The organism is Modestobacter sp. SYSU DS0657, from assembly GCF_054050925.1.
In genome coordinates this window covers 16,526-29,874 of sequence record NZ_JBJHAG010000040.1, presented here as the reverse complement: position 1 = coordinate 29,874, position 13,349 = coordinate 16,526, and the positions used below count along the sequence as shown (strand labels likewise).

Sequence of the window (13,349 nt, the reverse complement as noted above, 5' to 3'; positions counted from 1 at the left end):
GGGGGGGCGCGCCGCGGGCCCCGGGGGGGGGGGGGGGCGCCCCCCCCCCCCCCCCCCCCCCCCCCCCCCCCCCCCCCCCCCCCCCCCCCCCCCCCCCCCCCCCCCCCCGACCCTCCCGGAGAGGGTGGCCGGGGGCCGGGTACGACGGTGCAGTGCCCGGGCCCACGGTCGGCCGCTCCCGCGTGCCGGGCGTCCGGGGCGGGCACACGAAAGACCCCGGAGGTCACGAGGACCTCCGGGGTCTGGGTGCCCCGGCCGGAGCCGGGAGCGGTCAGCGGGGGAACTAGCCCCGGACGACCTTGCCCGCACGGATGCAGGAGGTGCAGACGTTCATGCGCTGGCGGCCACCGCCGGCCAGCGCAGCCCGCACGGACTGGATGTTCGGGTTCCAACGGCGCGGCGTGCGGCGGTGCGAGTGCGACACCGACATACCGAAACCGGGCCCCTTGCCACAGACATCGCACACGGCAGCCACGGCGGATCACTCCCAGAAGTCGTTCAACTGAAGTCGTTTGCAGCGCGGTCGTTCGGACACGGGCACACGAGTACCCACACGCAGACTGGAGACCACTGTAGCCGGTCCCCGCCGCGGCCGTCGGACCGGCCGGAGGTATCGGTGCTCCCCAGCGCGCGAACGGGGACCGTCGGTCGGCGCAGGTACCCTCCCGTCCGTGCTGCAGGCGCTCGACGACGCGGCGGTCGGCCGGTGGAGCCGCGCCGTCGTCGACACGCTGTCTGCGTCCCGCGGCCGGCTCGACGAGCTCAACGTCTTCCCGGTGCCCGACGGCGACACCGGCACCAACCTGCTGCTCACCGCCGAGGCCGGGCACACCGCGCTGCAGTCGGCGGCCGGGGAGTCGGCGTGGGCCGTCCTCGCCCGGGGCGCGGTGCTCGGTGCCCGGGGCAACTCCGGCGCGATCCTCGCCCAGCTGCTGCGCGGCCTGGCCGACGGGCTGGCCGGCGCCGAGCGGGTCGACGGCCCGGTGCTCGCCGGCGCGCTGGCCGCCGCGGCGCGCACCGCCTACGGCGCGGTGGCCGACCCCGAGGAGGGCACCTTCCTCACCGTGGCCCGCGCCGGCGCCGACGCCGCCGTGACCGCGGTCGAGGCCGGCCGCGACGCGCTGCCCGACGTCGTCCGGGCCGCCGCCGACGGCGCGCTCACCGCGCTGCAGGCCACCCCGGGCCAGCTCGCCGTGCTCCGCGACGCCGGGGTGGTCGACGCGGGCGGGGCCGGCTGGTGCCTGGTGCTCGACGCACTGGTCGGCACGGTCACCGGAGAGGTGCCGGTCCGCCCGCCGCTCGCCGGCCGGCCCCACCGGCACCGGCCCGCGCCGCTGGTCGGCCAGCCCCCGGCCGGCCCCGGCAGCGAGGTGCAGTACCTGCTCGCCGACTCCGACGACGCCGCGGTCGCCGTCCTCCAGGAGCGGCTGGCCGCCCTCGGCGACTCGCTGGTCGTCGTCGGGGTCGACACCCCCGGCGGGCGGGAGTGGAACGTGCACGTGCACGTCTCCGACGTCGGGGCGGCGATCGAGGCCGGCATCGAGGCCGGCCGCCCGCACCGCATCACGGTCACGCCGCTCGCCCCGGTGCGTCCCCCGGCGTCCGCACCCGGCGTCCGTGCGGTCGTGGCGCTGGCCTGCGCGGCGGGCCTGGCCGACCTCTTCGAGGGGGAGGGAGTCATCGTGCTCACCGCTCCGGTCGACGTGGTCACCGAGGACGCCGTCCTGGCCGCGGTGCTCGGCACCGGTGCCGAGCAGGTCGTCGTCCTGCCCAACCACCCCGAGCTCACCGCCGTGGCGGCGCGCGCGGCCGAGCGGGCCCGCGAGGAGGGCCGTGACGTCGCCGTCGTGCCCACCCGCTCGGCGGTGCAGGGCGTCGCCGCGCTGGCCGTCGCCGACCCCGCGCGCCGGTTCGGGGACGACGTCATCGGCATGGCCGAGGCGGCGGCCGCCACGCGCTGGGCGGAGGTCGTCGTCGCCGAGCACGAGGCGCTCACCTCGGCCGGTCGCTGCTCCGCCGGCGACGTGCTGGGCACCGCCGACGGCGACGTCGTCGTCATCGGGGCCGAGCTCGCCGCCGTCGCCGCCGAGCTGCTGGACCGGCTGCTGTCGGCGGGCGGTGAGCTGGCCACCGTGGTGGCCGGCGACGAGGTGCTGGGTGACGCCGTCTGCGCGCACCTGGCCGCCGCGCACCCCACGGTCGAGGTGCTGCGCTACGCCGGGGGCGAGGGCGCGCTCCCGCTGCTGGTCGGGGTGGAGTGACGTGGCGCTGGCGATGGACACCCCGCTCAGCCGGGTGGTGGGCCCCAAGACGGCGAAGGCGATGGCCGACCAGCTGTCGCTGCACACCGTCCGCGACCTGCTGCGGCACTACCCGCGCCGGTACGCCCGGCGCGGGGAGATGAGCCGGCTGGAGGACCTCCAGGTCGGTGACCGGGTCACCGTGCTGGCCCAGGTGAAGAAGGTCAGCAGCCGGCCGATGCGCCAGCGCCGCGGCACGATCACCGAGGTCACCGTGGGCGACGGCGCGGGCAGCATGCGGCTGGTCTTCTTCAACCACCGGCACGCCCACCTCGACGTCGGGGAGTGGGGGCTGTTCGCCGGGACGGTCGGGAAGTGGCAGGGCGACCTGCAGTTCACCCACCCCGACTGCCACGTGATCACCGGCGACGACGACGACTGGGCCCGCGCCCTGGTGCCGATCTACCCGGCGAGCAAGGACGTCTCCAGCTGGGTGATCCAGAAGTCGGTGAAGCTGCTGTTGGACGACGAGCGCTCGCTGGCCCAGGCGCTCGACGACCCGCTGCCCGCCGCGGTGCGGGAGCGGCACGGGCTGGTGCCGCTGGTCACCGCGCTGCGCTACAAGCACCGGCCGGAATCCCAGGAGCAGGTCGACGTGGCCGACGAGCGGCTCAAGTGGGACGAGGCGATCGTGCTGCAGGCCACGCTCGCCGGCCGCCGCCGCGCCGCCGCGCTCGAGCCCGGCATCGCCCGGCCGTGGCGCGCCGGCGGCCTGCTCGACGCCGTCGACGCCGCCCTGCCGTTCGCGCTCACCGACGGGCAGCGCGAGGTGGGGGAGGAGCTGGCCGCGGAGCTGGCCCGGGAGCAGCCGATGAACCGGCTGCTGCAGGGCGAGGTCGGCTCGGGCAAGACCGTCGTCGCGCTGCGGGCGATGGCCCAGGTCGTCGACGCCGGCGGGCAGGCCGCGCTGCTGGCGCCCACCGAGGTGCTCGCCGCCCAGCACGCCCGCAGCCTGGCGGCGGTCCTCGGGCCGCTCGGCCGGGCCGGGGAGCTCGACGGCGACCCGGCCGGTACCCGGGTGGTGCTGCTCACCGGCTCGCAGAAGGCCGCCGTCCGCCGGGAGGCCCGCGCCGCGGTCGCCGACGGCAGCGCCGGCATCGTCGTCGGCACCCACGCCCTGCTGCAGGAGGGCGTCGAGTTCGCCGACCTCGGGCTGGTCGTCGTCGACGAGCAGCACCGGTTCGGGGTCGAGCAGCGCGACGCGCTGCGCGCCAAGGGCAACCGCCCCCCGCACGTGCTGGTGATGACCGCCACCCCCATCCCGCGCACCGTGGCGATGACCGTCTACGGCGACCTGGAGACCTCCACGCTGCGCCAGCTGCCCGCCGGCCGCGGCGGGGTGTCCAGCTCGCTGGTGCCGGTCCGGGAGAAGCCGTCCTGGCTCGACCGCGCCTGGGCCCGGGTGCGGGAGGAGGTCGCCGCCGGGCGGCAGGCCTACGTCGTGTGCCCGCGCATCGGGGACGCCGAGGACGGCAAGGGTTCCGCGCGCGACGACGACGGCCCGGACGACGCCGACGGCGCCCCGCCGGAGGAGCCCTCCGGTGGCAGCGACCGGCGGCCCCCGCTGGCCGTGCTCGACGTCGCCGAGGAACTGCGCGCCGGTCCGCTCGCGGAGCTGCGGGTCGAGGTGCTGCACGGCCGGATGACGCCGGAGGACAAGGAGGCCAGGATGCGGGCCTTCGCGGCCGCCGAGGTCGACGTGCTGGTGGCCACCACCGTCGTGGAGGTCGGCGTCGACGTGCCCAACGCCACGGTGATGGTGGTGATGGACGCCGACCGGTTCGGCGTCAGCCAGCTGCACCAGCTGCGCGGCCGGGTGGCCCGCGGCAAGCACCCGGGGCTGTGCCTGCTGGTCAGCGAGGCGCCCGCCACCTCCGCCACCGGGCAGCGGCTGGCCGCGGTCGCCGCCACCACCGACGGCTTCGAGCTGGCCCGGCTGGACCTGGAGACCCGACGGGAGGGCGACGTGCTCGGCGCGGCGCAGTCCGGGCGGCGCTCGGGGGTGCGGCTGCTGTCGCTGCTGGACGACGAGCAGCTGATCGCCGAGGCCCGGGTGGAGGCCACCCGGCTGGTCGAGGAGGGCGGCGGGCTCGCCGACCATCCCGAGCTCGCCGCGGCGGTCGCCGCCCTGGCGCTGGACGACCGCGCCGACTACCTGGAGAAGGCGTGACGAGGATCATCGCGGGAACCGCGGGCGGGCGGCGGCTGAAGGTGCCGGCCTCCGGGGTGCGGCCCACCGGCGACCGCGCCCGCGAGGGGCTGTTCAACTCCCTCGGCTCGCTGCTGGACCTCGACGGCGCCCGGGTGCTCGACCTCTACGCCGGCACCGGCGCGCTCGGGCTGGAGGCGCTGTCCCGCGGGGCCGCCGAGGTGCTGCTGGTCGAGTCCGGCCCGAAGGTGCTGCCCGTGCTGCGGGCCAACGTCGCCGCCGTCGGCCTGCCCGGTGCCCGGGTGCTCGCCGGCTCGGTGCCCACGGTGGTCGCCCGACCGGCGCCGGCCGCCTTCGACCTGGTGCTGGCCGACCCGCCGTACGCCGTCGGGGGCGAGGAGGTGCTCGACGTGCTGCGCGCGCTGGCCGACGGCGGCTGGCTCGCCCCGGAGGCGGTCGTGGTGGTCGAGCGCGCCAGCCGGGACGCGCCCTTCGACTGGCCGACACCGCTGACCGGGCTGCGCGATCGGCGCTACGGCGAGGCCGTGCTCCGGTACGGTCGCTCGTTGTGAGGCGCGCGGTCTGCCCCGGTTCGTTCGACCCGGTCACCAACGGCCACGTCGACGTCATCCGCCGTGCCGCCGCGCTGTACGACGAGCTGGTCGTCGCGGTGCTGGTGAACCCGGGCAAGGCCGGCCTGTTCGACGTCGAGGAGCGGATGGCGCTGCTGCGCGAGGCCGCCGTCGACCTGCCCAACGTCGTCGTCGACAGCTTCTCCGGCCTGCTGGTCGACTACTGCACGGCGAACGGCCTGCCGGTGGTGGTCAAGGGGCTGCGCGCGGTCGGCGACTTCGAGTACGAGCTGCAGATGGCGCAGATGAACCGCGAGCTGGCCGGCGTCGAGACGCTGTTCGTGCCCACCGCACCGCAGGTCGGGCACCTCTCCTCCAGCCTGGTGAAGCAGATCGCCCGGTTCGGCGGGGACGTCTCGTCGCTGGTCCCCAAGGCGGTCAACGACCGGCTGGTGGCCCGGGCCCGGGAGGCATCCGCATGACCGAGGTCGTGTACCGGCTCTACGAGACCGTGGACGAGCTGACCACCGTCATCGAGAACGCCCGCAGCGTCCCGATGTCGGGGTCCTGCATGGTCCCGCGCGACCACCTGCTGGACCTGCTCGACGAGCTGCGCGAGACGCTGCCGGAGGAGGTGCACGCCGCCGGCGCGATCGTCGAGCAGCGCACCGAGATCCTCCAGCAGGCCCAGGCCGAGGCCGAGCGGCTGACCGGGCGCACCCGCAACGAGAGCGACCAGGTCGTCTCCGCCGCCCGACGGCAGCGCGAGGAGATCGTCGGCACCGCCCGGCGGCAGCGCGACGAGCTGCTCACCCAGGCCCGCGAGCAGGCCGACGACCTGCTGGCCCGCGCCGAGGCCGAGGCGGAGGCGATCGTCGCCGAGGCCGAGCGGCTGCGCGACCAGCTGGTCGCCGAGGGACGGGCGCAGGCCGAGCAGCTGGTCGCCGAGGGCGTCGCCGAGAACGAGCGGCTGCTCACCGAGACCGAGGTGTACCGCACCGCCGTCGCCCGCGCCGACGAGCTCGGCGCCCAGACGGCGGCAGAGGTGGCCCGGATGCGGGCGGAGGTCGACGAGTACGTCGACACGCGGCTGGCCGACTTCGGGAACACCCTCGCCCACATGGCGCGTTCGGTGGAGCAGGCGCGCAGCAACCTCAGGACCCCCTGACCCCTGCCGCGGCCCTGCCCGTTCCTCATGGCGCCCCGGCGGGTGCCCGCCGAGGATCGGGTAGGCTGGACGCTTGTCCGGCTCCGTGCCGTCCCGCGCCGTCCGCGCGGGGCCGTGCCGGCACCCCACACCGACGACGACGAGTACTGACATGCCTGCTGCCTCCGCCCGCCCCTCCGACGCCACGTCCACCGACGCCCGGCGTCCCGCCGGCGACCCCGCCGCGACCGCCGCGGAGCGGGCCGCCGCCAAGGCCTGGAAGATCGAGCTGCGCGAGCTCGGCCGCCGGGCCGGCTCGATGCGCGAGTGGGAGAAGACGCTGCCCGCCCCGGAGGGGTGGGGCGTCGAGATGATCGGCGTGCCCGAGGGCGCTCCGGTCGACCTGCGGCTGCGCCTGGAGTCGGTCATGGAGGGCGTGCTCGTCTCCGGCGAGGTCGACGTCCCGGTCACCGGCCAGTGCGCCCGCTGCCTGGAGCCGCTCGAGGACACCCTCACCCTGGACGTGCAGGAGCTGTACGCCTACGAGGGCAGCACCACCGAGGCGACCAGCGGTGAGGACGAGGTCCGCCGGATCGAGGGCGAGACCATCGACCTCGCGCCGCTGGTCCGCGACACCGTCGTGCTCACCCTGCCGCTGTCGCCCACCTGCACGCCCGACTGCGCCGGTCTGTGCGTCGACTGCGGTGAGCGGCTCGACGACCTGCCCGCCGACCACTCGCACGAGGTGCTCGACCCCCGGTTCGCCGGGCTGGCCGACCGCTTCGCGCACCTGACCGACACCGCGGAGGGGTCCCAGTCCGGGTCCGCCCGCACCGACCCAGAGGAGAACTGACGTGGCCGTCCCGAAGCGGAAGATGTCGCGCGCGAACACCCGGTCCCGCCGTTCGCAGTGGAAGACGACCGCCCCCACCCTGGCCGCCTGCCAGAACCCGGCCTGCCGCGAGCTCAAGCCGCCGCACCAGGCCTGCCCCACCTGCGGTCAGTACGACGGTCGTCAGACCCTCGCGGTCTGACCAGCTCCGCACCCGCTCCCCGCGTGGCGAGCTCGACCACGACACCGGCGTCCACCGCCGACGGCTCCGTGCAGCCGCCGGCGGTGGACGCCGGTGGTCGCTCACCCGCCGGTGACGCACACGCCGCGCAGGCCGCCCGCTGGCTGGCCGACGCCCTCGGCGTGTCGCTCCCCGGTGACCTGCTCACCCTCGCGCTGACCCACCGGTCCTACGCGTACGAGCACGGCGGCCTGCCCACCAACGAGCGCCTGGAGTTCCTCGGCGACTCGGTGCTCGGCCTGGTCGTCACCGACGAGCTCTACCGCAGCCACCCCGACCTGCCCGAGGGGCAGCTGGCCAAGCTGCGGGCCTCCGTGGTCAACATGACCTCCCTGGCCAAGGTCGCCCGCTCCCTCGGCGACGGCGGCATCGGCCCGCACCTGCTGCTGGGCCGCGGTGAGCAGACCACCGGCGGCCGGGAGAAGGACTCGATCCTCGCCGACGCCCTCGAGGCGCTGATCGGCGCGATCCACCTGGGCCGCGGACTGGACGTCGCCAGCGCCCTGGTGCACCGGCTCTTCGACCCGCTGCTGGCCGAGTCGGCCACCCGGGGCGCCGGCCTGGACTGGAAGACCAGCCTCCAGGAGCTGGGCGCCGCGCAGGGCCTGGGCGCGCCGGTCTACGAGGTGGAGGACGAGGGCCCCGACCACGCCAAGACCTTCACCGCGTCGGTGCTGCTGGCCGGCACCGCCCGCGGCCGGGGCTCCGGCCGCACCAAGAAGGCCGCCGAGCAGGAGGCGGCCGAGGCGGCCTGGCGGGCGCTGTCGGCCGAGGCGGAGACCGGGTCGGAGAAGGCCGCGGGGGCCTGAGTGCCCGAGCTCCCCGAGGTCGAGGTCGTCCGCCGTGGGCTCGAGCGCTGGGTCGCCGGGCGCACCGTCGCCGCCGTCGAGGTGCACCACCCCCGCGCCGTCCGGCGGCACCTGGAGGGCGTCGACCACTTCGTCGCGACGTTGACCGGCGCCACGTTCACCGCCGCCCACCGCCGCGGCAAGTACCTGTGGCTGCCGCTGACCGGCGCCGACGGCACTCCCGCCGACCGGGCGCTCGTCGCGCACCTGGGCATGAGCGGCCAGCTGCTGGTGGAGAAGCGCAGCGAGCCCGACGAGGTGCACCTGCGCGCGCGCTTCCGGTTCGCCGACGGCGGCCGCGAGCTGCGCTTCGTCGACCAGCGCACCTTCGGCGGCCTGGCCGTCGAGGAGACCACCGGCGAGGAGCTGCCGCCCCGGCTCGCCCACATCGCCATCGACCCGCTGGACCCCGGCTTCGACGAAGCGGCCTTCACCGCCGCCCTCCGCCGGCGCCGCACCGAGGTCAAGCGGGCACTGCTGGACCAGACGCTGATCGGCGGGGTGGGCAACATCTACGCCGACGAGTCGCTGTGGCGCGCCCGGCTGCACGGCGCCCGGCCCACCGACAAGCTCACCCGCCCGCAGGTCACCGCACTGCTGGAGGGCGTCCGGGACGTGCTCGGGGAGTCGCTGGCCCAGGGCGGGACGTCGTTCGACTCGCTCTACGTCGACGTCAACGGGCAGAGCGGCTACTTCTCCCGCCACCTGGCCGTCTACGGGCAGGAGGACCGCCCCTGCCCGCGGTGCGGCACCGCCGTCGTCCGGGAGCAGTTCATGAACCGGTCCAGCTACAGCTGCCCGCAGTGCCAGCCCCGACCCCGGCGGCGCGCATGAGTGCGCGGCGGGTGGTCGCGCTCGTCGATGGCCTGGTCCAGGGCGTCGGCTACCGCTTCTTCGTGCACCGCGCGGCCACCGCGCGCGGCCTGGCCGGGTCGGCGACGAACCTGCCCGACGGCCGGGTCGAGGTCGTGCTGGAGGGCCCCGCCGACGACGTCGCGGCGGTGCTCGCCGCGCTCGACGGGCCCGACGCCCCCGGCACGGTGCGCGGCGTGGAGTCCCGGGACGACGTGGTGCAGGGCGTCCAGGGCTTCACCACGGGGTGACCAAGGCGACATCCACCCGACACGGTGAGGCGGTAGCCGAGCCGTTGACCGAGGTCGAGGCGGGTGTCACCCTGAAGCGACCAGCCCGTGCAGACCGCCTCCGACGGTGCACGGGAACCACCGCACGTCTGTGAGAGGCCGCTCAGTCATGGCCAAGGCCCTGTTCGGTTCCGTCGTCGCTCCGCACGAGCTCCGGATGGCCCAGGAGAACGCCGCGCTGCGCGCGCGGGTACGCCGCCTGGAGGAGGAGCTCGCCGTCCTCCGCGAGGAGCGCGACCACGTCATCGCCCGCGAGCTGCTCACCCTGGCCGACGAGTCGGCCACCCCCGCGCTGGCCTGAAGAAGGACCCCGCCGCCCGCGCCGTCGTGGGCTGACCGTCGGTTCCGATCGGAGAGACCGACGATCGGTGCACACCGCCGGCGGCGGAGCCGACGCGTTGGAGTCACCACCCGCCCCGGGCGCCCCGCGAGCCCGGGTGATGTCGGTGTGCTCGGTTAACGTCGGGCCGGTACCCGTCCCGCCGGCCACCGGAGTCTGCTCCCCGTGCACCTGTCCAGCCTGACGCTCAAGGGCTTCAAGTCCTTCGCGTCGCCGACGACGCTCCGCCTGGAGCCGGGCATCACCGCCGTCGTCGGCCCGAACGGCTCGGGCAAGTCCAACGTCGTCGACGCGATCGCCTGGGTGCTCGGCGAGCAGGGCGCCAAGAGCCTGCGCGGCGGCAAGATGGAGGACGTCATCTTCGCCGGCACGGCCGGCCGCCCGGCGCTGGGCCGCGCCGAGGTCACCCTCACCATCGACAACGCCGACGGCGCCCTCCCGATCGACTACACCGAGGTGTCGATCACCCGCCGCATGTACCGCTCCGGGGAGAGCGAGTACGAGATCAACGGCGACAAGGTCCGCCTGCTCGACGTGCAAGAGCTGCTCAGCGACTCCGGGATCGGCCGGGAGATGCACGTCATCGTCGGTCAGGGGCAGCTCGACGCGGTTCTCTCCGGCCGACCGGAGGACCGGCGCGCGTTCATCGAGGAGGCCGCCGGCGTCCTCAAGCACCGCAAGCGCAAGGAGAAGGCGCTCCGCAAGCTCGACGCGATGCAGGCCAACCTCGACCGGCTGACCGACCTCACCGCCGAGCTGCGCCGCCAGCTCAAGCCGCTGGGCCGGCAGGCCGAGGTGGCCCGTCGTGCCGCGGGCGTGCAGGCCGACCTGCGGGACGCCCGGCTGCGGCTGCTCGCCGACGACCTGGTCGGCCTGCGCGACGCGCTGGAGAAGGACGTCGCCGACGAGACCGCCGCGCGCGCCCGGCGGGCGGTCGTCGAGCAGGCGCTCGCCGAGGCGTCGCGCGCCGAGTCGGCCCTGGAGCGGCAGCTGGCCACCGACGCGCCGCAGCTCGCCGCCGCGCAGGAGGCCTGGTACCGGCTGTCCACCCTCGGCGAGCGGTTCCGCAGCGTCGCCCAGCTGGCGGCCGAGCGGCACCGGCACCTCTCCGCCGCGCCCCCGGCGGGCCCGGCCGGCCGTGACCCCGAGCAGCTGGACGCCGAGGCCGACCGGGTCGAGACCACCGAGCGCGAGCTCGCCGCCTCCCTGGACGCCGAGCGGGCCCGGCTCGCCACGGCGGTCGCCGTGCGCACCGACGTCGAGTCCGCGCTCACCGACGCCGAGCGGGCGCTGGTCGCCGCCGCCCGGGCGCTGGCCGACCGACGCGAGCAGCTGGCCCGGCTCTCCGGTCAGGTGGCCGCCGGCCGGTCCCGCGCCGCCGCGGGGGAGGCGGAGACCGAGCGGCTGGCCGCGGCCGCAGCGGAGGCGACCGAGCGGGCCGAGACCGCCGCCGAGCGGCTGGCCCGGCGCCGCGACGAGCTCACCGAGGACGCCGGCGACGACACCGACCTCGCCGCAGCACATGCGGCGGCGGTCACCGCGCACGCCGACGCGGTGCGTACCGTCACCGAGCTCACCGCCGCCGAGCGCGCCGCCGAGCGCGACCGGGCCGGCGCCCAAGCCCGCCGGGACGCCCTGGCCCTGGGGCTGGCCCCGGCCGACGGCGCGGCCGCGGTGCTCTCCGCGGGGCTGCCCGGCGTGCTCGGGCCGGTCGCCGACCGGCTCACCGTCACCGCCGGCGCCGAGGTCCCGCTCGCCGCCGCGCTCGGCGGCCTGGCCGACGCCGTCGTCGTCGCCGGGGTGGCCGAGGCCGCCGACGTGCTCACCCACCTGGCCGAGAGCGACGGCGGCCGGGCCGGGCTGCTGGTCACCGGGGGTCTTCCGCCCGTCGCCCGCGACGGCTGGCCCGAGCTGCCCGCAGGCGCCCGCTGGGCACTGGACCTGGTGGAGGCACCGCCGGAGCTCGGGCCGGCGCTGGCCCGGGCGCTGGAGCGGGTCGCCGTCGTCGCCGACCTCCCCGCCGCCGTGGCGCTGGTGCGCACCCACCCGCGGGTCCGGGCCGTCACCGGGGCCGGGGATCTGCTCGGTGCCGACTGGGCCACCGGTGGCCAGGCCAACGCCCCCTCCGGTCTGGAGGTGCGGGCGCGGGTCGAGGAGGCCGGCGCCGCGCTCGAGGCGGCGACCGCCGCCGCCGCGGAGCTCGCCGAACGGCTCGCCGCGGCCCGGCAGGTCGCCACCGAGCGCTCCGCCGAGGTCGACGCCGCCCTCACCGCACGCCAGGCCGGTGACCGGGCGCGCTCGGTCGCGGCGGCGGAGCTCGCCGAACTCGGCGCTGCCGCGCGCTCCGCGGTCGCGGAGGCCGAGCGGCTCGACGCCGCCCGGGTGCGCGCCGAGCAGGCCCACGAGCAGGCGGTCGCCGCGGTGGCGGAGCTGGCGGAGCGGCTGGCCGCCGCCGAGGCCGCGCCGGTGGAGGAGGAGCCCTCCACCGAGGAGCGCGACCGGCTGCGCGCCGAGGCCACCGCGGCCCGGCAGGCCGAGACCGAGGCCCGGCTGGCGGTGCGCACCGCCGAGGAGCGGGTCCGCTCGCTGTCCGGGCGGGCCGAGTCGCTGCGCCGGCAGGCCCGGCAGGAGCGCGCCGCCCGCGAGCGCGCCGCCGCCGCCCGCGCGGCCCGCGAACGGGGTGCCCGCGTCGCCGCCGGGGTGCGCACCGGAGCCGAGGAGGCGCTGACCGCGCTGACCACGTCGCTGGCCCGGGCCGCCACCGAGCGCGACGCGCTCGCCGAGGCCCGCACCGGCCGGGAGGCAGAGCTGCTCGCCGTCCGGGCCCGGGTGCGCGAGCACACCGGCGAGCTGGACCGGCTCACCGACGAGGTGCACCGCGACGAGGTGGCCCGCGCCGAGCAGCGGCTGCGGATCGAGGCGCTGGAGGCCCGGGCGGCCGAGGAGTACGGCGTCGACCTCGCCACCCTGGTCGCCGAGTACGGCCCCGACGCCCCCGTCCCGCCGAGCCAGGCCGAGGTGGCCGCGGCCGAGGCGGCCGGTGAGCCCGAGCCCGAACCGGTGCCCTACGACCGGGCCGCACAGGAACGCCGGGCCGCACGGGCCGAGCGGGACCTCGCGGCGCTGGGCAAGGTCAACCCGCTGGCGCTGGAGGAGTTCGCGGCGCTGGAGGAGCGGCACACCTTCCTCGCCACCCAGCTGGAGGACCTCAAGACCACCCGCCGGGACCTGCTCACCGTCGTCCGCGAGGTCGACGCGCGCATCCACGAGGTGTTCGCCCAGGCGTTCGCCGACACCCAGCGGGAGTTCGAGCAGGTGTTCGGCACGCTGTTCCCCGGCGGGGAGGGGCGGATCTTCCTCACCGACCCCGAGGATCTGCTCACCACCGGCGTCGAGGTCGAGGCGCGCCCGCCGGGCAAGAAGGTGAAGCGGCTGTCACTGCTGTCCGGCGGGGAGCGGTCGCTGACCGCGGTGGCCCTGCTGGTGGCGATCTTCCGGGCCCGGCCCTCGCCCTTCTACGTCCTCGACGAGGTCGAGGCGGCGCTGGACGACGTCAACCTGGGCCGGCTGATCACGCTCATCGAGCAGCTCCGGGGCACCTCGCAGCTGATCGTCATCACCCACCAGAAGCGCACGATGGAGATCGCCGACGCCCTCTACGGGGTCAGCATGCGCGGCGACGGCATCACCGGCGTGATCAGCCAGCGTCTCCGGGAACCCCAGCCGGCCTAGTCCGATGACCCGGGGGCTTGCACCTCACACCGTGTCAGCGCGGAGG

Annotated in this window: 13 protein-coding genes; 12 read left to right on the top strand and 1 reads right to left on the bottom strand. The window is 76.6% G+C overall.

Annotated features, from left to right (window positions below):
• Positions 1 to 283 precede the first annotated feature (283 nt).
• Positions 284 to 466 carry a 50S ribosomal protein L28 gene (rpmB, locus tag ACI79A_RS18655; RefSeq protein WP_457085255.1) on the bottom strand — a complete coding sequence of 61 codons (183 nt, stop codon included), beginning with the start codon at positions 464 to 466 and terminating at the stop codon, positions 284 to 286.
• A 205-nt stretch (positions 467 to 671) separates the two neighbouring features.
• Between rpmB and ACI79A_RS18650 the strand changes: the two genes are divergently transcribed.
• The 12 genes from ACI79A_RS18650 to smc all read left to right on the top strand — a co-directional run bounded on the left by ACI79A_RS18650 (position 672) and on the right by smc (position 13,303).
• Complete coding sequence (locus ACI79A_RS18650; RefSeq protein ID WP_457085254.1) at positions 672 to 2,261, top strand: DAK2 domain-containing protein; 1,590 nt, start codon at positions 672 to 674, stop codon at positions 2,259 to 2,261.
• A 1-nt stretch (position 2,262) separates the two neighbouring features.
• Positions 2,263 to 4,470, top strand: a complete 2,208-nt coding sequence (recG, locus tag ACI79A_RS18645) for an ATP-dependent DNA helicase RecG (RefSeq protein WP_457085253.1) — start codon at positions 2,263 to 2,265, stop codon at positions 4,468 to 4,470.
• Positions 4,467 to 5,021: a 16S rRNA (guanine(966)-N(2))-methyltransferase RsmD gene (gene rsmD, locus ACI79A_RS18640; protein WP_457085252.1), complete on the top strand. Its 555-nt coding sequence runs from the start codon at positions 4,467 to 4,469 to the stop codon at positions 5,019 to 5,021. The genes recG and rsmD overlap by 4 nt, the downstream gene beginning before the upstream one ends.
• Complete coding sequence (gene coaD, locus ACI79A_RS18635; protein ID WP_457085251.1) at positions 5,018 to 5,503, top strand: pantetheine-phosphate adenylyltransferase; 486 nt, start codon at positions 5,018 to 5,020, stop codon at positions 5,501 to 5,503. Before rsmD ends, coaD begins: the two co-directional genes overlap by 4 nt.
• Positions 5,500 to 6,189 (top strand): hypothetical protein, encoded by a 690-nt coding sequence (locus tag ACI79A_RS18630; protein ID WP_457085250.1) that lies wholly within the window; start codon positions 5,500 to 5,502, stop codon positions 6,187 to 6,189. The genes coaD and ACI79A_RS18630 overlap by 4 nt, the downstream gene beginning before the upstream one ends.
• 151 nt (positions 6,190 to 6,340) lie before the next feature.
• Positions 6,341 to 7,021 carry a YceD family protein gene (locus ACI79A_RS18625; RefSeq protein ID WP_457085249.1) on the top strand — a complete coding sequence of 227 codons (681 nt, stop codon included), beginning with the start codon at positions 6,341 to 6,343 and terminating at the stop codon, positions 7,019 to 7,021.
• A gap of 1 nt (position 7,022) precedes the next feature.
• Positions 7,023 to 7,202, top strand: coding sequence for a 50S ribosomal protein L32 (gene rpmF / locus ACI79A_RS18620; protein ID WP_153362036.1), 180 nt, complete (start codon positions 7,023 to 7,025; stop codon positions 7,200 to 7,202).
• Between the two features lie 23 nt (positions 7,203 to 7,225).
• Complete coding sequence (gene rnc, locus ACI79A_RS18615) at positions 7,226 to 8,050, top strand: ribonuclease III (protein WP_457085248.1); 825 nt, start codon at positions 7,226 to 7,228, stop codon at positions 8,048 to 8,050.
• Positions 8,051 to 8,923, top strand: a complete 873-nt coding sequence (mutM, locus tag ACI79A_RS18610) for a bifunctional DNA-formamidopyrimidine glycosylase/DNA-(apurinic or apyrimidinic site) lyase (RefSeq protein WP_457085247.1) — start codon at positions 8,051 to 8,053, stop codon at positions 8,921 to 8,923. It abuts the gene before it with no gap.
• The gene (locus ACI79A_RS18605; protein WP_457085246.1) at positions 8,920 to 9,192 is read left to right on the top strand and encodes an acylphosphatase; all 273 of its coding nucleotides are present in this window, start codon (positions 8,920 to 8,922) and stop codon (positions 9,190 to 9,192) included. Before mutM ends, ACI79A_RS18605 begins: the two co-directional genes overlap by 4 nt.
• Positions 9,193 to 9,340: 148 nt before the next feature.
• Entirely contained in the window at positions 9,341 to 9,532 is a 192-nt protein-coding gene (locus ACI79A_RS18600; protein WP_457085245.1) for a hypothetical protein, read from the top strand.
• Positions 9,533 to 9,736: 204 nt separating this feature from the next.
• Positions 9,737 to 13,303 (top strand): chromosome segregation protein SMC, encoded by a 3,567-nt coding sequence (gene smc / locus ACI79A_RS18595; protein ID WP_457085244.1) that lies wholly within the window; start codon positions 9,737 to 9,739, stop codon positions 13,301 to 13,303.
• Positions 13,304 to 13,349 lie beyond the last annotated feature (46 nt).